Genomic DNA, 20,883 nt, shown 5'->3' with positions numbered 1-20,883 from the left:
CTGAAAGGCAAATGATGGCGGAAAAGAAGACGCGTAAGGGGACCTCGCAGCGCGAGGCGGTGCAGAAGATCCGCGAGGGCGAAACGTTCGTTGTGAACCTTCCGGTGGTCGGGCAGATGGAGATCCCCCGGCCGGAGCAGCTGGCCTATTTCGGGGGCCTGGCCGCGCTGGCGGCGTTCGAGCTGATCGACTGGCCGGTGGCCGTGGTGATCGCCGCCGGCCACTTCCTGGCGAGCAACCACCACAACAAGCTGCTGGAAGAGCTCGGCGAGGCGATGGAAGAGGCCTAAGGGGTCCCGACGGCCTGGTCGAACCGCAACGTGACCCGGGTGCCCCCGGCAGTGCGCAGGGTGTCGACGTGGTCGGCCAGCCCGCCGATCAGGGTCAGGCCGCGGCCGCGTCGCCGGCTGCGCAGGCTGGCCGAGGAATCGCCCTCCCACCGCCCGGTGTCGCTGACCGTTACGGCTACGGTCTGCTCCCGCAGGAAGGCCTCCACCGAAACCGTTCGACGCGGCTCCCCGTCGCTGCCATGCTCGATCGCGTTGGTCACGGCTTCGCCGGTGGCCAGCAGGATGTCCATCTCGCGCTTCGGGGCGACGGCGATGCCTGCCAGCCACTCGCGCATCCGGTCGCGCGCGACGGGGATCTGCCCCGGCGCGGCCGTCACCACGGTGGCGAAGCTGCGCGGGGATAAATGGCTCGGGCGCAGCGCGAGCACGACGACGTCGTCGCGGTAGCCGGTGGGCGGGGCCATCCGGACCAGCACCTCGGTGCAGACGGACTCGACGGGGAGGTCGGCGCATTCCGCAGCCGCGCGCTGGAGGCGAGCGAGGCCGTCGTCGAGCGTTTCGCCGGCGCGCTCGATGAGCCCGTCGGTGTAGAGCAGGATCAGGCTCCCGGGCGGCAGGTTCGCCGTCGCGGTGGCGCCGGATGGATAGTTCTGCGCGTCGTGCTCCTTGATGGCGACCGGCAGTCGCCGGCCGGACGTCAGGAACACCGCGCGATTGTCGGGAAACACCAGCAGCGGGTAGGGGTGCCCGGCGCAGCTGTAACTGACCGTGGCGCAACCGGTTTCGGGTTCGGCCTGGACCAGGGCGTAGGCCACCGTCGCGCAGCGCGCGCCCGCCACGCTGGCCCCGTAGCGGTCCAGCGCCCCCAGCACCGCGGCCGGTTCACCCGCCGTCAGGGCCGAGGCGGCCACCGCCGCGCGCAGCCGGCTCATCACGATCGCGGCGGGCAGACCGTGCCCGACGACGTCGCCCACCGATATCCCGAGCCGGCCCGCGCGATCGAGCGGGGTGACCGAATACCAGTCGCCGCCCACGCGCATCGCCTCACCCGCGGGCTGGTACACGGCCGCCACGACCGCGGCCGTCGAGCCACGGTCGAGGTCCAACAGGTGCTCCTGGAAGTCGACGGCGATGCGATGCTCGCGGGCCATCACGCGGACCCGGTCCAGCGCCGAGGACGTCAGCTCGGCCATCCGGCTGAACGCGTCGAGCTCGGCGGGCTCGAACTGCCGCGGCGCGGGCCACAGCAGCGCCAGCACCCCCACCACGCGGCTGGAGTGATCCCGCAGCGGATGGGCGACGCAGGCCCGCACGCTGCCGGCGGTGTCCTGCACGGCGTGCTCGTAGCGCGGCGGCAGGTCGAAGGTGTCGGGGATGACCATCGACTCGCCGGTGCGCACGACGTCGGCCCCCACCACCGGGGAGTCGAGCCCCGTCACGTGGTAGCGATCGCGCAGTTCGCCGGGCAGGTGGCCGGCGTACTCGAACCGGATGTGGCGTTCGCCGTCCAGGATGCCGATCGCGACGGTGGCGGCGTCGGCCGAGCCGAATGACGATTGCAGCAAGGCGTCCATGATCCCGGCGACCGAGTCGGTGGCCTGCAGCGCGGCGTCGAGTTGCACCAGGTCCGAGGCCGCCGCGCGCCGCTGGCGGTCGCGCTCGCGGGCGACCGCGGACAGCCTCGACTTGACCCGGTCGATCAGTTCCTGGGAGCGGAACGGCTTCGGCAGGTAGTCGTCGGCGCCCCCGGCGTAGCCCTCGTCGACCGCCTCCGTGCCGGCCCGGGCGGACAGCATGAGGACCGGCGTGGCCGCCAGTTCCGGGTCCGCGCGGATGGCCGCCACCAGCGCGAAGCCGTCGATGCCCGGCATCATCACGTCGGTGACGACCGCGTCCGGCCGCAGGTTGCGGGTCGCCGTCAACGCCGACTCGCCGTCGGCGGCCAGGACCGTCTCCCAGTGCGCCGAGAGCACCCGGTCGAGATGGTGTCGCATGTCGGCGTTGTCGTCGGCGATCAGCACCAGCTGGCGCGACCTCGGGGCGGTCGCGGTCGCCCCCTCGGGCTCCACGACGGGCGTCAGCCACTGCCGGGCCTCGGCCACGTACGGGTTGGTCTCGTCGAGTAGCCCGGCCGGTGACAACTCGGCGGTGGTGCCCGCGGCGGAAAGCGGCAGCCGGATGGAAACCGTTGTCCCGCGGTCCAATTCGCTCTCGATCTGCACCGCGCCGTTGTGCAGCTCGACAAGCCCCCGCACCAGCGAAAGCCCGATCCCGGTGCCCTCGACGCTGCGGCCCCGCAGGTTGTCGGCGCGGTAGAAGCGGTCGAAGAGGCGGTCCAGGTCGGCGGCGGCGATGCCCACCCCGGTGTCGCGCATGGTGACGACGCAGTGCGCGGGTTCGGCGCGCACCCGCACCGAAATCGACCCCCGCAGAGTGTATTTCACCGCGTTCGACAGCAGGTTCAGGATGATCGTCTCCCACATGCCCGGGTCGACGTCGGCCAGCACCGGCGAACAGTCCACGACCAGCTCCAGACCGGCGCGGTGGCAGAGCTCGGTGAAGGACGACGCGATGTGGGCGGTCAGCGCGCCGACGTCGGTGCACGCCAGCTTCGCGTTAGCGCGGCCGGCCTCGATGCGGGAGAAGTCGAGCAGCGAGTCGACCAGGCGCTGCAGGCGCCGCGCGTTGCGGCCCGCCGTGCTCAGCCGTTCCGCCAGAACGCTTTCCGGCGGCGCCTCGGACAGCGCGTCGTCGAGCGGCCCGAGCAGCAGCGTCAGCGGGGTGCGGAACTCGTGGCTGACGTTGGTGAGGAACGCCGTCTTGGCCCGGTCCAGTTCGGCCAGCGCGTCGGCCCGTTGCCGTTGCTGCTCGTAGGAGACGATCTGCGCGAAGGTCGAGGTGAGCTGGTCGGCGAGCAGCTGGCAGAAGCCGCGGTACTGGGTGTCCAGGGGGCGGCGGGGGCTGATGCCGACCACCAGCGCCCCGGCCGCCGACGCCTCGCCGAGGGGCAGCACCAGTGCCTGGTCCGGGCAATCGGCCGCCAGTGCGTCGGCGATGCCGGGGATGGCGGTGGGCACGTCGTCGATGAGCCGCACCTCGGCGCGGGATCGGGATTCGGAGTCCCAGTCGGTCAGCCGCGCCAGTTCGGCCGGCAGCAACGGCGACACCGACTTCGTCGCGCCCCGCAGCGAGACGCCGCCGGCGAGTTCGTCGTCGGCGTACACGGCGATGAATGGCAAGTCCAGCGGCTGCGCCCCGCAAACAGCGACGGTGCTGCTCACCGCGTCGTCGATGGTGTGCGCGTCCATCACGGCGGTCGCCACCGAATTGAGCAGGTGGAGGCGACGCTCGCTCAACACCCGGTCGGTCGTTTCGATCACCGCGCAGAAAACGGCGCTCACCGCGCCGTCGCCGCCGATGATCGGGCTGTAGGTAAAGGTGAAGTACCGCTCCTCGGACTGGCCGCCGGTCATCAGCGGCAACATCAGGTCGTCCGACCAGGTCGCGACGCCGGTCTCCATCACGCTGGTGAGCATCGGGAAGATCTGTTCCCAGATCTCCAACCACACCTGCTCCGCGGGGCAACCCAGGGCGTCCGGGTGCTTGTCCCCCAGGATCTGCGCGTAGCCGTCGTTGTACATCAGGAACAGGTTCCCCGGCCCTAGCCAGAGAACGATCGGAAACCGCGACGTCAGAGCGGTCACCACCGCGGCCCGCACCTCGCTCGGCCAGTCCACCGGCGAGCCCAACGGATGTGTGTCCCAATCGAATTCGGCAAACCGGCGACCCATTTCCCCGCCCAGACCGACGGCAGCCGCCAAGTCGGCCGGCAGCGCGCGGGTCATTGCCGTCGCTTGGATTGAAACGCCTCGGACAGGGTGGGGTAGACGTCGAGAATGCGATCCAGTTCGGTCACCTCGATCGGGCGGAGCACTTGGTCGTGGGCCGCAACCAGGCGGACCGACGTGCCGGCTTCCTTGCCCGCATCGTGACACTCGAGAACGGCGTTCAGCGCAGCGCTTCCGAAGAAGTCGACCGCCTGCAGGTCCACGACTACCAGCCGGGCCGGGTGCGTCTCGGCCAGCTTCAGCGCTGCGGTCAGATGAGCGGTTACCTCGTCGACGGTACTGGAGTCGACGCCGCCCTTAACGCGCACGACCACGGCGTCCTCGAGTGCCTCATGTTCCACCGCCAACAAGTTCAGCGCCTTTCGTCCGGATGCGCGGCGCGCGCCGCTCCGAGTGTCTAGGAACACTAACTGTTTGCGGGCTGCCGCGTTCGCGTATTCCCCTGGTTACCCAGCGGACTCGGCGGTTATCCGTTCGTGCACCGTCAGCAGCAGATGATCGAACTGGCTTTGCAGTACGGGCGTCGCGCCGTCGAGGGCGGGAACCTCGGCCAGCAGTTGCCGGGCGAGCGCCCGCAGCTTGACATTGGTCTCCTGCGACCGCCATTGCAGCACCCGAAAGGCCTGCTCCGCGCTCACCCGATAGACGACCATCAGCACGCCCTTGGCCTGCTCGATCGCCGCGCGGCTTTCGAACAGGTCGGGCAGCGCCTCGTCGAGGACCTCTTGCCGGGCGTCGTCGAAGGTGTCGGTGACGTCGACGTAGTAGCCGGCGGTGCCCACCACGGCGCCCGACTCGTCGAGCATCCGGTCGGCGACGACGATCGCGTCGTGCACCTTGCCGGCCGTGTCGATGAACCGGTGCCGGCTGGAGAACGACCCCGCCGACTGCAGGGCGTAGTCCAGCTGCTCCTGCACGTGCGCCCGGTCGTCGGGATGCTTGTGCGACAACAGCAGCTTGGTCGTCGGCTCGACGCTCCCCGGCTCGTAGCCGTGCATCCTGGCCACTTCGTCCGACCACTCCCAGCGCTCGCCGATGAACCAGAAGCGGAAGGAGCCGACGATCGGATACCGCGCGCCGGATTCCACCGGGTTCAGCGGCTGACTGCCGGGACCGGCTGACGTCGCCCCGTCGGTCCCCCGTTGCCGTTGCACGGTTCGCATTTTTCCATCCGGGGGACTCCTCCTGCTACCACCCCGATAAAAGGGGTAACGTCGCGGGCGGAACATCCAAAGACGCGGGAGCGCACGCCGAATGCGCTGAGAGGACGGCTTGCGGCCGTCGACCGTACGAACCTGACCGGGTAATGCCGGCGTAGGGAGATGAAAAATGACCGATGTCCTTTCCCAAGCCGTCGAGGCCGCCGTCACCACCGGGCCCATCGCGGGCAGCAGCAAGGTGTACCGCGACGTCGACGGCATGCGCGTCCCGTTCCGGCGGGTGCACCTGTCCACCGGCGACCACTTCGACCTCTACGACACCTCGGGCCCCTACACCGATTCCGACGCGGTGATCGACCTGACGGCCGGGCTGCCGGCGCGGCCCGGCGTGGTCCGCGACCGCGGCACCCAGCTGCAGCGCGCCCGGGCCGGCGAGATCACCGCCGAGATGGCCTACATCGCGGCACGGGAGGGCATGCCCGCCGAACTCGTGCGCGACGAGGTCGCCCGCGGCCGCGCGGTGATCCCCGCCAACCACAACCACCCCGAGAGCGAGCCGATGATCATCGGCAAGGCCTTCGCGGTGAAGGTCAACGCCAACATCGGCAACTCGGCGGTGACGTCGTCGATCGCCGAAGAGGTGGACAAGATGGTGTGGGCCACCCGGTGGGGCGCCGACACCATCATGGATTTGTCCACCGGCAAGAACATCCACGAGACCCGCGAGTGGATCCTGCGCAACTCCCCCGTGCCGGTCGGCACGGTGCCCATCTACCAGGCGCTGGAAAAGGTCAAGGGCGACCCGACGGAACTGACGTGGGAGATCTACCGCGACACCGTGATCGAGCAGTGCGAGCAGGGCGTGGACTACATGACCGTGCACGCCGGCGTGCTGCTGCGGTATGTGCCGCTGACCGCCAAGCGGGTGACCGGCATCGTGTCCCGCGGCGGGTCGATCATGGCGGCCTGGTGCCTGGCCCATCACCGGGAGTCGTTCCTGTACACCAACTTCGAGGAGCTCTGCGACATCTTCGCCCGGTACGACGTCACCTTCTCGCTCGGTGACGGGCTGCGGCCCGGCTCGATCGCGGACGCCAACGACGCCGCGCAGTTCGCCGAGCTGCGCACCCTGGGCGAGCTGACGAAGATCGCGAAAGCCCATGGCGCGCAGGTGATGATCGAGGGGCCCGGGCATGTCCCGATGCACAAGATCGTCGAGAACGTCCGGCTGGAAGAGGAGCTGTGCGAGGAGGCCCCGTTCTATACCCTGGGCCCGCTGGCGACCGACATCGCGCCGGCCTACGACCACATCACGTCGGCGATCGGCGCGGCGATCATCGCCCAGGCCGGCACCGCGATGCTGTGCTACGTGACGCCCAAGGAGCACCTGGGGCTGCCGGACCGCAAGGACGTCAAGGACGGGGTGATCGCCTACAAGATCGCCGCGCACGCCGGCGATCTGGCCAAGGGCCACCCCCGCGCGCAGGAGCGCGACGACGCCTTGAGCACCGCGCGCTTCGAGTTCCGCTGGAACGACCAGTTCGCGTTGTCGTTGGACCCCGACACCGCACGGGAATTCCACGACGAGACGCTGCCGGCCGAACCCGCCAAGACGGCGCACTTCTGCTCGATGTGCGGGCCCAAGTTCTGCTCCATGCGCATTACCCAGGACGTCCGCGACTACGCGGCCGCGCACGGGCTGGACAGCGAGGAGGCGATCGAGGCGGTCATGAGCGAGGGCATGGCCGAGAAGTCGCGCGAGTTCGCCGAGCACGGCAATCGGGTGTACCTGCCCCTGACGCCCACTCAGTGAGTTTTCTGCCGCTGCCACCGTCGGGCACCACGCCGCTGCGCGTGCTGTCCATCGCCGGGTCGGACTCGGGCGGCGGCGCGGGCATTCAGGCCGACCTGCGCACCATGGCGCTGCTGGGCGTGCACGCCTGCGTCGCGGTGTCCGCGGTGACCGTACAGAACACGGTGGGGGTCAAGGGTTTTCACGAGGTGCCCGCCGACGTCGTCGCCGCCCAGATCGAGGCCGTGGTGACCGACATCGGCGTCCAGGCCGCGAAGACCGGGATGCTCGCGTCGTCGGTCATCATCGCCGCGGTGGCCGACACCTGGCTCCGGCTGGGTCTGACGCGTTCGTCGGTCCCGCTCGTCGTCGATCCGGTGTGCGCGTCGATGCACGGCGACGCCCTACTGGCCACGTCGGCGCTGGATTGCCTTCGCCACCAACTGTTTCCATTGGCCACCCTGGTCACGCCGAACCTCGACGAGGTGCGATTGCTGGTGGGCGTCGACGTCGTGGATGCCGAGTCGCAGCGGGCGGCGGCCAAGGCCTTGCACGCGCTGGGCCCGCGTTGGGCGCTGGTCAAGGGCGGACACCTGCGGTCGTCCGAGCGCAGCTGCGACCTGCTCTACGACGGTGAATCCTTCTACGAGTTCGACGCCGAGAGGTTGCCCGGCGGCAACGACCACGGCGGTGGCGACACGCTGGCCACGGCCGTCGCGTGCGCCCTGGCGCACGGTTACACCGTCCCCGACGCCGTCGGGTTCGGGAAGCGCTGGGTCACCGAGTGCCTGCGGGCGTCCTATCCGCTGGGCCACGGCCACGGCCCCGTCTCCCCCCTCTTCCGGCTGTTATGACTGCCCTGGACCAGATCGCGGGCGTCGCGCACGAACCCGACGGCTCACCGGCCGGCGTCGTGGTGCTCACCCACGGCGCCGGCGGCAACCGGGATTCGCCGCTGCTACAACAGGTTTGCGACGAATGGGCGCGGCGCGGCTGGCTCGCGGTGCGGTACAACCTGCCCTACCGGCGGCGCCGCCCCACGGGCCCGCCGTCGGGTTCGGCCGCCGCCGACCGCGCCGGGATCGTCGAGGCGATCACGCTGTGCCGCGGCCTGGTCGACGGCCCGCTGATCGCCGGCGGGCATTCCTACGGCGGCCGGCAGACGTCCATGGTGGTGGCCGCCCGTGAGGCCGCGGTGGACGTGCTGACGCTGTTCTCCTACCCGGTGCATCCGCCGGGGAAGCCGGAGCGCGCCCGCACCGAGCACCTGCCCGATATCCGGGTGCCGACCGTGTTCACCCACGGAACGTCGGACCCCTTCGGCACACCCGACGAGTTGCGCGCGGCCGCCGCGCTGGTCACCGGCACCACCGCCGTCGTCGAGATCGCCGGCGCGCGACACGATCTGCGGTCCAAGACGCTGAACGTACCGGCGCTTGCGGTCGACGCGGCCCTGCAGCTGCTCGGCCGCAATTAGACAGTTTGGACTGCTCAGTTTAGACTGTCTGTGTGGACGCCGTCACCGAGTCAGCCGTCGCGGCGGCCCGCGACCTGCGGGTCGTGTTCAGCCGCCTGCGGCGTCAGTTGAGGGAACTCGCCACCGACGACGACCTGACTCCCTCGCAGACCGCGGTGCTCAACCGGCTCTGGAAGGACGGGGCCTCGTCGGCGAGCGTCCTGGCTTCGGCCGAACGGGTGCGTCCACAGTCCATAGCCACGATCGTGGCCGCGCTCGAGCAGCGGGGGCTCATCGAGCGCACGCCCGACCCGGAGGACGGCCGGCGGCAACTGATTTCGCTGACGGCGGCGGGGCGGCGACGCGCCGAGAGTAACCGGCAGGTCCGCGAGGAGTGGCTGGCCCGCGCCATCCACGACCGATACTCCGAACGCGAGCGTCGCGTCATTCTCGACGCCCTGACTCTGCTCGAGCGCTTGACCGAACAATGAAAGGGCAAGAGCTGCAATGGAACTAGGAGTGCACTTCATCGATTTCCTGCCGGGTGATCCGGCGGCATTGGGTCCGACGCTGGCCGAGGCGGCCAAGGCCGCCGAGCGGGGCGGGGCTACGTTGTTCACGCTGGCCGACCACTTCTTTCAGATGGAAGCCATGGGGCGCGCGCAGGACCCGTTCCTAGAGGGCTATACGTCGCTGGGCCTCCTGGCCGGGCAGACGACCACGATCGAGTTGAGCCTGCTGGTCACCGGTGTCACCTATCGCTATCCGGGGATGCTGGCCAAGGCGGTCACCACACTGGACGTCTTGTCGCAGGGCCGCTCCATGCTGGGGCTCGGTGCGGCCTGGTACGACCGCGAGCACGCCGCCCTTGGCTTCCCCTATCCGCCGGTGAGCCAGCGTTTCGAGATGCTCGAGGAGACGCTGCAGATCTGCAGGCAGATGTGGAGCGCGGACGACGGGCCCTACCAGGGCAAGCACTACCGGTTGGCCGAGACAATCTGTGAGCCGCAACCGATTCGGCGCCCGCCGGTCCTGATCGGCGGGGACGGCGAGAAGAAGACGCTGCGCCTGGTGGCGCAGTACGCCGACGTGTGGAACAGCACCGTGACCGATCCCGACCAACTCAAGCACAAGATCGAGGTGCTGCACCGGCACTGCGATGCGGTCGGCCGCGACCCGGGTGAAATCCGCAAGACGGTGGGCCTTTTCGTGGACCCCTTCGAGGATTCCGACGGGTACTTCGCAACGGTCGAGCGCTACGCCGGGCTGGGCGTGCAGCTGGTGAACGCCGGTCCGTTCCCCGGCAACCCCGACCCCGTGGGCTTCATCCGCCGCCTCGGCGACGAAGTCATACCCAAGCTCGCCGAAATCGGTTGATAGGGCGGGGTTTAGCCCGGGTAGCGGGAATAGCACGCGTCCATGTTGCCCGCTACGCCGCCGCGGAACGCGGCTATCCGGGTGAACCCCGCCGGCACGCTGGTGCCGTCCGCGTCGCTGGCCACGAGGTGGTTGGTGAGCAACCCGGCCACCGCCTCGTCGAGATCACCGGCCGTCAGCAGCAACTGCTTCTGCGACGACAGCTCGATGGGTTCGGCCATCTTGCGGTGCACCACGCCGGTCAGGCAGGCGGTGCGCAGCGCGGTCCACGGGCTCTGCATGGCCAGCCCGCGTTCGTGCTGCACGGCCAGCGCGTACCGCGACATCACGACCGACAGGGCGGTGTCGTCGCCCTGCGGCAGGGTCTGCTCGTTCTCGTCGGCGACCTTGCCCATCGCTGCCAGCTTCGGCAGGTCGATCACGATCGTGTTGGTGGCCGGGCAGTATGACGCCGGGGGGCTGGCCTTGGCGTCGGCACAATCGGCCGCCTGGAAGGACAACGTCGGCGGGCTCTTCGGCGAGAACACCTTGCCCAACAGTTCCATCAGCGTCGACAGCGTGTCCTGGTCGATCGGGACCTCACCGGTCTCCGGGTTTCCGGTGCTCGTGTCGACGCGCAGGGCGTTGGGCAGGTCGCCGCGGCGCTGCGCGATTTCCCTCTTGTCGATCCCCGCGCAGGCCGAGGCGCCGTCGATGAAACCCATTTGGAACGCCTCGATCCGATCCAGGGCCGACCCGTGTTCGTCGTCGTTCTCGGTCTCGCTGTCCATTACGGGATCCCGGGTGGTGATGATGCCCGCCAGCACGTGGTCGAGCCCGTCGGCGGTGCTCAGCGTGAACCGCGGCGACTTGCCGTCGGCGACCCAGAACAGGTAGACGCCGGCGAAGCAGTCGGCCTGCTGCTCGCGCACGATCGTGGGGTCGCGTTTGGTCACCAGCTTCGCCATGGTCTGCAACGCGTGGCCGAATTCGTGTGCCAGCACGCCGTTGACGGACATGTCGCCGAAGTACTTCTGCGCGACGGGCATGAACACGCCACGGTCCCAAGCGATCAGGTTGCAGCGCGACGTGAAGAAGGCGTTGACGAGCTTGTAGGTGTCGTTGTGGCAAACGATCGGGCTGGCCGGGTCGTTGGAGTTGTACGACACCATCTTGCCGACCGGGACGAAATCCCCCTTCAACGATTGGCTGTAGACCGACTTCCAATATTCCTCGATGTCGTTGACCGACAGCAACGACAACTTGTCGATCGCGCCGTTGTCGGTGTTGACCACGGTACCGGTCGGGGCGGGTGCGTTCTGGCGAATCCCGCTGGGGCCGTTCGTCGCCGGCAGGCCACCCACCCGGAACGGGTCGTTCAGCATGGACAACGCGCGCCCGTCGACGAAGGATGTGCAGCCGGCCACCACGATTGCCGATGCCGCGCAGCTCAACACCCCCCGCAGCAAGGCGGCCGCCCTGCGCGGACGGCCACCGGCCTGCTGACGTCGATTCCGCGCACGGCTCTTCATACCAACCTCATCCCGACCGGGTGCAGGGCAGCACCAAAGGGTCTCATTCTAGAGCGGTTGGCTAACTATGACAGCACGAATGAGAACACCGTCGCGCGCGAGTCCCGACGGCCGGCCGGCGGGGTTGCACGCGGCTTACCCGTTGCCGAACAGGGAACGCCGGGCGGGTGTGCGGATCGGAAATAGCGAACTCGGCGGCGCGGCCTAGGGGCGCGGCGCGGTCGGTGTCGGCGTTTGCGGCGGGGCCACCGGACCACCCGGACCCATTCCGCCGGGGCCCATCATTCCGCCGGGTCCCATCATCCCCGGCCCCATCATGCCGCCGGGCTGCTCCATCATGGGGCAGGTGCCGGGGCGCCCGCCGCCGTAGCCGTGGCGCCAGCCGTAGTGGTTGCCCGAGGCCCAGCCCAGCATCAGGCCCGAGAAGAAGATCACCGCGACGACGAACACGACACCGGCCACGATGACCACCCACGCGGCCGCTTGACCCAGCCGGGTGTGCGCGCCGAACCGATGATCGACGCTGGTTGCAGGAGTTTCCGTCATGCGCGCAACGATGCCACACGCATACCCACGGGGGGTAGGGACCATTGGCCCTAGCTAGGGCGGTGGGCGTCTGGTCGACTTGCCTGAAGTGCGCAGGACCGAAGGGATCCGCGAATGGCTGGAGTGACGCGGCGGGCGGCGCTTGCCGCGCTGGGTGCGCTCGGTGCGGGCGCCATCGTGTGGCGGGGATATGTGCGTCCCGGCGTCCCCGGACTGGCCGCCCCCGCCATCCGCCTCACGGACTGTGGCGGCTTCATGGGCGCCGGTCGCACGGACATGAGCCGCTACATGGACATGTTCATGCGGCACAACGAAATCCATCGCGTGGTCGAGGACATTCCCGGCGGCGTGCGCACCACCACCGAGTCGGCATCGCCCGACCTCGCCGCTCAACTGCAAGCGCACGTCTCGAGCATGTACGCCCACCTCGATCAGGGCACCGAAGTCAGCTGCATGAGCCAGACCCTGCCGACCCTGTTCCGCCGCGCCGGCGGCTACCGCCGCCAACTCACGCTGACCCCCAACGGCGTGATCGCCGAGGAGACCGCCGACGATCCGGCGCTGACCGACGTCATCCGGTCGCACGCGCGCGAAGTCACCGGCTTCGTGCGGGACGGCATGCCCGCCATGATGCAGCAGATGATGGGTCCGGGTGGGATGGGCTGTGGTCGAATGATGAACCCGCGCATGCCTTGACGCGAGGGTGCCCTAGAAGGGCGGTGGATCGTCGCCCGGTGGTGCGGGGCCGGCGGGCACCGGGCCGGTCGGCGCCGCGGGTCGCGCGACCAGCCGGGCCTGGCGGTTGTGCCGGCGTTCGGCGGCGATGCGCAGGGCCCGGTTCTGCGCGCGGGTTCTGTTGCGCCGCGGCATCATCGCGGTGCGCTCGCCGCAGCGCTCAACGGCCGTCTGGACCGGGGCGTCGCCGGTGGGCGCGCACAGGCTGGGGAACAACAGCGCGCTGCCCGGGGTGGTGACGTAGGTATGCCCGCCGGGCAACCGCCAGATCAGCGTGCCGTCGGGCAGCTGTTGGTCGCGCCAGCCCCAGAACGTTTTCAGCAAATGATGTTGGCGGCAAAGACATTTCAGGTTCGACGGATGCGTCGCCCCACCCTCGGCGTACGGGATCGTATGGTCGATGTCGCAGTCGACTGCCGGGCGGTCACAGCCCGGCGCCCGGCAGGTCAGGTCCCGGCACCGCACGAAGTCGGCCAGCTTGGCCGAGGGGATGTAGCGCGGCTCGGCCTCGAGCGGGGCGCCCAGCGGAACCAGCTTGGCCGCGCCGGCCAGTTCGGCCACCAGCTCGGCGGTTATCAGCCCGTCCGCGGACACCTCCGAAGCCGGAGCCGAGCCGCGGCCCCGGATGCCGGCCTCCTCGGCGATCACGTGAATGACGACAGGCGTTGCGGCAGGGCGCTTTCCGGCCGCGCAATCGGGCCGCCCGCAACGGCAGCCCAGACGGTCCGCCGAGGCCGCCAACGCGCCCAGCGCGTCGGCGCGCCGCTGGTCGCGAGTGCGCGGGTCGTGTTCACACACCGTGGCCGCCAGGGCATCCAACCGCCTGTCCAGGGCGTGGGCATCCGGGCTGAACAAGCTGCCACGGAGTTCGGACATCCCGCCCTCGAGATCCTCGATCCGGACTTCGCGCTCGTCCTGACACTGGCGCCGGCGGCGCACCGCATCCGCATCGACCCTGGCCACGATCTTGTCGACCTCGCCGGCCAGCCGGCCCCTGGTCATCGACGGCCACCGCGCCGCGCGCACGGCGAGCTCGGCGTCCACGGCGGCCAACACCGCCGGGTCGGTGATCAGATCGGTGCGGTACACGATCGTCTGAAACAGCCCGTAGCTGATGTCGCCGGTGCGAAACACCGCCGCCACGTGCGGCACCCGCTCACGCATGGCCAACGCGTACCGCATGAAACTGCCCGCCATCGCCAGGCTGATCCGTAGGGAAGCGGCCACTTCGGCCCCCACCGCCGCCCAGGTGTCCACCGCCCAATCCGACTCCTCGCCGCGCTGGGCGCGGCGCAGTTCGAACAACTCCCCGACCGCATCCAACCGGCCGGCGACCGCTTGCGCCTCCAGCCGCCAGGACGCCGACATCTGGTCCACCAGCGCGCGGGACCGCTCGCACCGCGGGGGCTCCCAATAGTCGTGTAGCCGGCCATCGAACATGTGTTCGAGCATAGCCGAGCCTACCGACAAGTTACGGCATCCGGGTCCGATGCCGTTTGTCGTGCGGCGGCACGCCGTTCACGCCGCCGATGGATTCCGCGTAACTGCCCACGGCGTAGGCGGCGCCGGAACCCATGATGGCCAACGCGTCCCGGTTGATGTTGTCGACGGTTTCGCGCGGGCCCTGATAGTTCGGGTCGAAGGGGGCGCCGGCCTGGCCGCCCCACAGGCGGGCCTGAACGGTCGTCTTCTGCTGTGACGCCCCGCCCGTCAGGCCCCCGATCGGCACGCCCGCGACCATGAAGGGGTGGTAGTCGGCGAGGGTGCTCAGCGGCATGTCCGCGGGCCGCTTCCCCGCCAGATTGAGATAGCCGCCCAGGGTGCGCTCGATGCCGGCCGACCCGTCGGGGACGTCCGCGTAGGTCACCCCGGGGGCGGGCGGACCGGACTGGTCGCCGTCATCGGTGAAGAAGCCGGCGTTGGGCGAACCCAGCGTGGTGAAGTTCAGGTACATCGCGATGTCGTTGAGCTGATCGCTGTCCATGCCGAACACGTAGTCCATGACGCCGTTCAGCCCGTCCTCGTCGGCGCCCCAGAACGCGAAGCGCACCGCGTTGTTCACCGGCGCCAGTGGGCCGAGTTGCAGCGCCGTCTCCAGCACCGCGGCCACCCCGGTGCCGTCGTCGTTGATGCCCGGGCCGCCGCGCGGGCTGTCGAGATGTGCGCCGACCACGATCACTTCGTGCGGCGAACCGGTCTTGGTCTGCGCCAACACGTTTCGCGAGGTGATCTTGATGTTCTGGGCGTCCAGCACCAGGCGGATGGGCGCGCCTGCGCCGCCCAGTGCGGCCGCGGCCGCGGGATTGGCCACCGCGACGGGCACGGTCAGTTGCTTGAAGTAGCCGGGGTTGAACAACGTGGCCGGGGCGCCCTGGCCGGCGGGCGCGCTGAGCACGATCAGGGCGGCCGCGCCCTTGGCCACCGCGCTGTTCTGCTTGTCCACCACCGAACAACGCGCGTCGTCGACGACGGCGATCGAACCCTTGGGCAGCGCGGTGGGGTAATCCCCGGCCGCGCAGCCCGACGGATGGCTGGGCCGCACCACGGGACCGGTCAGGCCGCCGGGCGGTGTCTGGACCAACAGCGAGGCCTGGTCGACGGCGTAGCTGCGGCCGCCGACCGTCATCGCCGGTCGGCCCGGGGACACGTTGTACAGCCGGTCGAACTGCGGCGTCAAAACCTCGAAACCCCTGTCCCGCAAGGCCTTCACCACGTAGTCGACGCTGGCGTCGTAACCCGGCGTGCCGTCCGCCCGGTTCCCCTTGTTGGCGTTGGCGATGCTCTGCAGCGCGCGCAGGTGGGTGAACATCGCGTCCGAGGTCACCTTTGCGGCCAGGCCTCGACCCAGATCCGGTGCGGCACCGGGAGATCCGGGCCGTGTCGACGAGCAGCCCGCCAGCAGCCCGGCGGCCAGCAGCAGCGTCGCGCCCAGCCGGCCGATCATGATTTGGTTAGCACGTGACGCGTGCGGTCCTCGGCCGTCGGCACTCCGTTGTGGCCGCCGAGATCCTGGGCGTACAGGCCCACCGCATACGCGACGCCGCCGCCGTTGATGCCCAGCGCGGTCCGGTCGATGTGATCGAGGGTGTCGGTCCTCTGGTGATAGTTGGGGTCGAATGGCTGATCGGCCGTCCCACCCCACAACTTGGCTTGCTCCGCAGACATTTTCACCTCGGCGCCGGAGAACAAGCCGCCGGCGGGGATGCCCGCGAGGGTGAACCCGTCGTAGTCGGAGCGGCCGTCGAACGAGGTGTCCTGCGCGGTCTTCCCGGCGGATTTCAGGTAGGCGACCAGGGTGCGTTCGATGCCGGCCGAACCCTCCGGCACCACCGGCTGGCCGCGAACATCCGCCGGCAGCGACTGGTCACCGTCGTAGGTGAAGTAGCCCGGGTTCGGCGACGCGAGCATGTCGAAGTTCAGATACAGGGCAATGTTTTTGAGCGCGGCCAAGTCCAGCGACTCGACGTAGTTGCGCGATCCGATCAGGCCGAGCTCCTCGGCACCCCAGAAGCCGAACCGCACCGCGTTGCGCACCGGTGGCGAACTTCCCAGCCGCAGCGCGGTTTCCAACACCGCGGCCACGCCCGAGCCGTTGTCGTTGATGCCAGGGCCGTCCGGCACGCTGTCCAAATGCGCGCCCGCCATCACGACGTTGCTCGTCGAACCCGTCTTCGTCTGGGCGATCACGTTGCGGGCCTTGAAGCTTTGGACGCTGGCGTTCAGCTTGATGGTGGCCGGGCCCGGCTGCGCGCGCAGTTGCACGCCGACGGACTTGGTCACGCTCACCACCGGGATCTTGACTTCTGTGTCCGGCCCCAGGGTGCCGCCCATCTGCTGCTCGTCGACGTTGTCGGCGACGATCATCGCGACCGCCCCGCGCTGGGCCGCGGCCTCCTCCTTCTGCGCGAAGGGGCAGTTGCCGCGGTCCACCAACACCACGGCCCCCCGCACCGGGAGGTTGCCGTAATCGGAGGCCGCACAGGCGGGGCCGGCGCCGACGGGTAGCAGCGGTCCGCTCACCCCCTCCGGCGGGGTGCCAAGGCTGAAGTCGAGCGCGTGGGCCTCCACCGGCTTGTTGCCGACGGTCACCTCAGGCTTGTCCCCATGAAACACCCGCGCAGAGAATTCCGGCGTTTGCACGTCGAAACCGCTGCCTCGCAACGCGTTTACGACGTAATCGACGCTGGCCTCGTAACCGGGGGTGCCCACGGCCCGGGTGCCGTTGTTGGCGTTGGCGATGTCCTGGAGCTTCGTCAGGTGCCCCATCATCGCGTCGGTCGTGACTTTGTCGTGCAACGCCCCGGCGAACTCCGCCGCGGCGGGGTTGCCGCCCGGCGGCGACGCGGACCGATGGAAGCAGCCGGCCGAGAACGCGGCCAGCGCGACCACGAGGAGCGCCGCCGGGATCACCGAGAATTTCTTCATCGCGCCCCAGGTTAATCCGCGGCCCCAGCGGCTGGGATCAGGACACGGCGGTATCAGACGTAGAGCGCGTTGAAGGGGGCAAAGGGGATGTTGCGCACCACAAACCACGCCACGACTAACGTCATGGTCACCGCCGCGGCCCAGCGGCCGTGCTGCCAGCTCCGCACCCTTCTGCCCGCCAGCCGTCCATAGGTCCAGGCGAGATATGCCCACACCAGGAGTACGACAGCCGCCAGACCCAACGCGTTGAACCTGGCGGCCGCCATTACGTTGCCGTGCATCAGGGAATACAGCATGCGCAGGCTGCCGCACCCCGGACAGTCGATCCCCAACAGCGCCTTGGTGGGACACACCGGCAGCGGACCGTGGGGGGTTGTCGGGTCACCCGCCCAGATGGCGGCGCACATCAGGGTCGCGGATGCGGCCACCACCAGCGGCGCACCCAAATCCGATGGCACCGACCCTAGGCGGGTCACCATGGTCGCTGCCTTAGAACATCGCGGCGAGCGCCGCGTTGGTGTTCGTGTTCAGCGCGCCGACCGCCATCAAGATGCCGTAGATGATGCCGACGACGACACCGACGACCGCCGACCAGATCACCCATTTCTTGGCGCTGTCGGCAGACGCCTGCGCCTCGGCGTAGCGGCCCTGCGCCCAGAGCCCGTTGACCTGGCTGGACTTGACAATTGCCACGATCCCGAACGGGAGGCAGCAGAACAGGGTCACCAGGATGGACCACACCAAATAGTTATTCGGCGCTTGCCCGGCGGGCTGCTGCGGCGGGTAACCAGGCGGCGGAGGGGGCGGTGCCGGCGGCTGTGTCATGGATTCTCCAGTCCCGAGATGTTAGCTGGCGTAAAGCGGTGCTAACCATACCCGAGCACAGTCGCGGCGGCACTAGCAATTTGAAAATCCCTTCCGGCCCGGCCGGGGTGCGGCGTGAGGGCCTCGACGTCGGCTAGCCGGCGGAAAGCGATCAGGAAAGCGAAAAGAACTGACTGCCAGCATCTTTCAAAACAGCTGGCTAACGGCCCGTTGCGCCGCGGCGTCGGGAACGATGACCAGACAGACAATTGCCAGCGGAATGTGTTGCTTTGTCAGGACATAGCCCTACGATCCCTAGTTAGTGACAATCGCTAAGGAGTCGGAGGATGTCCCATCTCAGCAACGCGCTGCGGTACGCCACAGCCGCCGCGCTCGTGGGCGTTTCCGGCTTAGCGGGAAGCGCCACCGCGACCGCGGATCCCGCGAATACCGGTAGCTCGTCGGACATCAACACACTCGCGGCGTCGCTGTCAAAGGGCTACGGGCTGAACAACTGCACCGCCCAGAGCATCACCACCGGCGAACTGGCGTCGCTGACTTGCGGACAGAGCCCCGACCCGAGCGGACCGGTCCAGGCCAAGTACATCCTGTTCAACAACGGTGAGAATCTGGTCGGCTCGTTCAAGGCCAGCATCAAGGACGACGTGCTGGGCACCTGCGGGGACAGCGGCCAGTCGCCCACCAGCTGGCACCAGGGCAGCAACAGCGGCAATGCCGGGCAGGTGGCGTGCGGGACGTATCAGAACGCCGCCGAGATCATCTGGACCACGGACTCCAAGAACATCTTGAGCTACATCCGCGGGCCCAACACCGACGCCGCGGCGCTATATCAGTGGTGGCGGGCCAACGGCTGAGGGTCACCTTGGGGGGTAAGGGATTTCGCACCATCCAACCAACAACCGCAGGGAGTCAACGAAAATGTCACATCTCATCACCACGCTGCGAGTCGTGTCGGCCGCGGCTCTCACCGGCAGTCTGGCTTTGGCGGGTAGCGGCACTGCGCTGGCGGAACCCAACACCGGCAGCGCCGCCGACATGAACACGCTGGCCGCCAACCTGTCGAAGGGCTACGGCCTCAACAACTGCAAGCCGCAGGAGTTGACCGAATCCGGCGAACTGGCCGAGCTGCTGTGCGGGCAAAGCCCCGACCCCAGCGGACCCGGCTCCGGCGTTTACGCCCTCTTCTCCAACGGCACGAACCTGGGCGCGGCGTTCAGTTCCACCATCAAGGACGTGTCGCTGGCCGCCTGCGGCGACGCCGGGCAGTCACCGGGCACCTGGAAGCAGAACGGCCAGACGGGCGGCCAGATCGCGTGCGGCACCTACAAGAACTACGCGACGCTGACCTGGACCACCGACGCCAAGAATGTGTTGGGCCATCTGACGGCGGCCAACTCCGACGTCAACGCCCTCTACCAGTGGTGGCGCACCAACGGCTGACCCGTCAGCACAGCGCGGCCACCAGGTCGGCGGCGGCGCGCATCCCGGCGGCGTTCGGGTGCAGCGGCGCCGCCCGGCCCGGTAGCGGCACACCGGGTCTGGTGGTCCAGGGGTCAGCCGACCACGCGTGGTGGTCCCGGCTGGCCGCGCCGGCCCGGACCACTTCGCAGCCGGTTTCCGTCGCCGCGTCGGCCGTGAGCCGTTCCAGTGTCGCGGCCACGTGGCGACCGAGGTCGGCGTCCTCCGGCGAGAGCGGGGCGGCCGGCGCACCCGCGGGCGGCAGGACGGTCAGGTAGTCGACGAAGATGACGCGGGCCCGCGGGGCGCGCTCGCGCACCGCATGACCGACCGCGCAGAGTGATTCGAACACGGCGTCGAGGGCCCGGTTCCGCGCGTCGGAGTCCAGCAGTTCGGTGATGCGCGCACCGAGCAGCGGCAGCCATTTGACCGGGCGCGGCAACGAGGCGGCCACCAGCAACGGGATGTAGCCGACGTCGTTGCCCCCGATCGTGATGGTCACCAAGCCTTCCGAGCCGTCCAGGGCGGTGATCTGGGGCGGTGCGCCGCGCTGCCGCTCGGCGAGGACGTGTGCGGTGGTGGCGCCGGAGAAGGTGACGTCCACCAGTTCGAGGCCGCAGCGCCGCGCGACCAGGTGCGGATAGTTGCGCGCCGACCGGCCCGAGCCGAACGGCGCGCCCGCGGCACGCGGCCGGATGCCGGGACCGGCGGCCATCGAACTGCCTAGCGCCACATACCGTTTCATCGCTGCGGGCTGGACGCCTGCGCCCAGAAGCGCTTGGGAATCCGCCCGGCCCGGCGGGCCAGATAGCCGGCGGTGACGGCGGCGGCCATCGCGGCCGCCATCGTCGCGGGATCGGCGGCCCGGGTCACCGCGGTGGCCAAAAGCACCGCGTCGCAACCCAATTCCATCGCGAGCGCGGCGTCGCTAGCGGTGCCGATGCCGGCGTCGAGCACCACCGGGACGCCGGCGCGGGCGACGATCATCTCGATGTTGTGCGGGTTGGTGATGCCCAGGCCCGTGCCGATCGGCGAACCGAGCGGCATAACGGCCGCGCATCCGGCGTCTTCGAGCCGCCGCGCCAACACCGGGTCGTCGTTGGTATAGGGCAGCACGACGAAGCCGTCGTCGACCAATTGTTCTGCCGCCCGGACCAATTCGACCGCGTCGGGCAACAGCGTGCGTTCGTCGGCGATCACCTCCAGCTTGACCCAGTTGGTGTTCAGCGCCTCGCGGGCCAGCTGCGCGGTGAGCACCGCCTCGGCCGCGCTGCGGCACCCCGCGGTGTTGGGCAGCGGCGTGATGCCGAGCCGGTTGAGCAGGTCCAGGAGCCCGGTCCCGCCCTCGGCGTCGACCCGCCGCATCGCGACGGTGGTCAGTTCGGTGCCCGACGCGACCAGCGCCTCCTCCAACGCGGCCAGGCTGGTCGCTCCCCCGGTGCCCATGATCAGGCGCGAGG

Annotated in this window: 21 protein-coding genes and 1 riboswitch; of the genes, 9 read left to right on the top strand and 12 right to left on the bottom strand. The window is 69.4% G+C overall.

What is annotated here, in order from left to right:
- Positions 1-14 precede the first annotated feature (14 nt).
- A complete protein-coding gene (locus A5680_RS04420; RefSeq protein ID WP_156349451.1) occupies positions 15-290 on the top strand; it encodes a hypothetical protein in 276 nt (91 codons plus the stop codon).
- On the opposite strand, the gene A5680_RS04415 is transcribed toward A5680_RS04420, so the two are convergent.
- The 3 genes from A5680_RS04415 to A5680_RS04405 form a co-directional block, all read right to left on the bottom strand.
- A complete protein-coding gene (locus A5680_RS04415; protein WP_067816580.1) occupies positions 287-4,135 on the bottom strand; it encodes a SpoIIE family protein phosphatase in 3,849 nt (1,282 codons plus the stop codon). The two genes, A5680_RS04420 and A5680_RS04415, sit on opposite strands and share 4 nt — an antisense overlap.
- Positions 4,132-4,494 (bottom strand): STAS domain-containing protein, encoded by a 363-nt coding sequence (locus A5680_RS04410; protein WP_067816693.1) that lies wholly within the window; start codon positions 4,492-4,494, stop codon positions 4,132-4,134. Before A5680_RS04410 ends, A5680_RS04415 begins: the two co-directional genes overlap by 4 nt.
- Before the next feature lie 90 nt (positions 4,495-4,584).
- Positions 4,585-5,301 carry a PAS and ANTAR domain-containing protein gene (locus A5680_RS04405; RefSeq protein ID WP_082970253.1) on the bottom strand — a complete coding sequence of 239 codons (717 nt, stop codon included), beginning with the start codon at positions 5,299-5,301 and terminating at the stop codon, positions 4,585-4,587.
- A gap of 64 nt (positions 5,302-5,365) precedes the next feature.
- Positions 5,366-5,476: riboswitch (TPP riboswitch) on the top strand.
- On the opposite strand from A5680_RS04405, the gene thiC reads away from it, so the two are divergent.
- The 5 genes from thiC to A5680_RS04380 all read left to right on the top strand — a co-directional run bounded on the left by thiC (position 5,468) and on the right by A5680_RS04380 (position 9,923).
- Positions 5,468-7,111, top strand: coding sequence for a phosphomethylpyrimidine synthase ThiC (gene thiC, locus A5680_RS04400; protein WP_067816576.1), 1,644 nt, complete (start codon positions 5,468-5,470; stop codon positions 7,109-7,111). Its footprint overlaps the riboswitch before it by 9 nt.
- The gene (gene thiD, locus A5680_RS04395; RefSeq protein ID WP_055400598.1) at positions 7,108-7,944 is read left to right on the top strand and encodes a bifunctional hydroxymethylpyrimidine kinase/phosphomethylpyrimidine kinase; all 837 of its coding nucleotides are present in this window, start codon (positions 7,108-7,110) and stop codon (positions 7,942-7,944) included. The genes thiC and thiD overlap by 4 nt, the downstream gene beginning before the upstream one ends.
- On the top strand, positions 7,941-8,567 hold the full coding sequence (locus tag A5680_RS04390) for an alpha/beta family hydrolase (protein WP_067816574.1): 627 nt from the start codon (positions 7,941-7,943) through the stop codon (positions 8,565-8,567). The genes thiD and A5680_RS04390 overlap by 4 nt, the downstream gene beginning before the upstream one ends.
- Before the next feature lie 32 nt (positions 8,568-8,599).
- The gene (locus A5680_RS04385; RefSeq protein ID WP_067816571.1) at positions 8,600-9,037 is read left to right on the top strand and encodes a MarR family winged helix-turn-helix transcriptional regulator; all 438 of its coding nucleotides are present in this window, start codon (positions 8,600-8,602) and stop codon (positions 9,035-9,037) included.
- Positions 9,038-9,053: 16 nt separating this feature from the next.
- Entirely contained in the window at positions 9,054-9,923 is an 870-nt protein-coding gene (locus tag A5680_RS04380) for an LLM class F420-dependent oxidoreductase (RefSeq protein WP_067816568.1), read from the top strand.
- Positions 9,924-9,934: 11 nt separating this feature from the next.
- Here the strand turns inward: A5680_RS04380 and A5680_RS04375 are convergent, their stop codons facing one another.
- Together A5680_RS04375 and A5680_RS04370 are read right to left on the bottom strand one after the other, a co-directional pair.
- Positions 9,935-11,434 (bottom strand): peptidase, encoded by a 1,500-nt coding sequence (locus A5680_RS04375; protein ID WP_156675001.1) that lies wholly within the window; start codon positions 11,432-11,434, stop codon positions 9,935-9,937.
- Positions 11,435-11,638: 204 nt separating this feature from the next.
- Positions 11,639-11,980, bottom strand: a complete 342-nt coding sequence (locus tag A5680_RS04370; RefSeq protein WP_082955910.1) for a hypothetical protein — start codon at positions 11,978-11,980, stop codon at positions 11,639-11,641.
- Between the two features lie 114 nt (positions 11,981-12,094).
- On the opposite strand from A5680_RS04370, the gene A5680_RS04365 reads away from it, so the two are divergent.
- Positions 12,095-12,676 (top strand): hypothetical protein, encoded by a 582-nt coding sequence (locus A5680_RS04365; protein WP_067816560.1) that lies wholly within the window; start codon positions 12,095-12,097, stop codon positions 12,674-12,676.
- A 12-nt stretch (positions 12,677-12,688) separates the two neighbouring features.
- On the opposite strand, the gene A5680_RS04360 is transcribed toward A5680_RS04365, so the two are convergent.
- From A5680_RS04360 to A5680_RS04340, 5 genes are read right to left on the bottom strand one after another with little or no spacing between them, the layout of a single operon-like run.
- On the bottom strand, positions 12,689-14,155 hold the full coding sequence (locus A5680_RS04360) for an HNH endonuclease signature motif containing protein (protein WP_067816687.1): 1,467 nt from the start codon (positions 14,153-14,155) through the stop codon (positions 12,689-12,691).
- 31 nt (positions 14,156-14,186) lie between these two features.
- Positions 14,187-15,659, bottom strand: coding sequence for a M28 family peptidase (locus tag A5680_RS04355; RefSeq protein WP_067816557.1), 1,473 nt, complete (start codon positions 15,657-15,659; stop codon positions 14,187-14,189).
- A complete protein-coding gene (locus tag A5680_RS04350) occupies positions 15,656-17,140 on the bottom strand; it encodes a M28 family metallopeptidase (protein WP_067816554.1) in 1,485 nt (494 codons plus the stop codon). The genes A5680_RS04355 and A5680_RS04350 overlap by 4 nt, the downstream gene beginning before the upstream one ends.
- 53 nt (positions 17,141-17,193) lie before the next feature.
- Positions 17,194-17,619: a DUF2752 domain-containing protein gene (locus A5680_RS04345; protein ID WP_067816551.1), complete on the bottom strand. Its 426-nt coding sequence runs from the start codon at positions 17,617-17,619 to the stop codon at positions 17,194-17,196.
- Positions 17,620-17,629: 10 nt separating this feature from the next.
- Complete coding sequence (locus A5680_RS04340; protein ID WP_055403839.1) at positions 17,630-17,965, bottom strand: CD225/dispanin family protein; 336 nt, start codon at positions 17,963-17,965, stop codon at positions 17,630-17,632.
- 326 nt (positions 17,966-18,291) lie between these two features.
- On the opposite strand from A5680_RS04340, the gene A5680_RS04335 reads away from it, so the two are divergent.
- Positions 18,292-18,819 carry a serine/threonine protein kinase gene (locus A5680_RS04335; RefSeq protein ID WP_067816548.1) on the top strand — a complete coding sequence of 176 codons (528 nt, stop codon included), beginning with the start codon at positions 18,292-18,294 and terminating at the stop codon, positions 18,817-18,819.
- Between the two features lie 64 nt (positions 18,820-18,883).
- Positions 18,884-19,405, top strand: coding sequence for a serine/threonine protein kinase (locus tag A5680_RS04330; protein WP_067816545.1), 522 nt, complete (start codon positions 18,884-18,886; stop codon positions 19,403-19,405).
- 4 nt (positions 19,406-19,409) lie between these two features.
- Here the strand turns inward: A5680_RS04330 and A5680_RS04325 are convergent, their stop codons facing one another.
- Both A5680_RS04325 and A5680_RS04320 read right to left on the bottom strand, forming a co-directional pair.
- Positions 19,410-20,168 (bottom strand): SGNH/GDSL hydrolase family protein, encoded by a 759-nt coding sequence (locus A5680_RS04325; RefSeq protein ID WP_055403836.1) that lies wholly within the window; start codon positions 20,166-20,168, stop codon positions 19,410-19,412.
- Positions 20,165-20,869, bottom strand: a complete 705-nt coding sequence (locus A5680_RS04320) for a thiazole synthase (protein ID WP_231633836.1) — start codon at positions 20,867-20,869, stop codon at positions 20,165-20,167. The genes A5680_RS04325 and A5680_RS04320 overlap by 4 nt, the downstream gene beginning before the upstream one ends.
- Between the last annotated feature and the right edge of the window lie 14 nt (positions 20,870-20,883).

The sequence above is a fragment of the Mycobacterium sp. E2989 genome (assembly GCF_001667595.1).
In the GTDB taxonomy this organism is placed as follows: Bacteria; Actinomycetota; Actinomycetes; order Mycobacteriales; family Mycobacteriaceae; genus Mycobacterium.
This window is presented reverse-complemented; position numbering and strand designations above follow the sequence as displayed.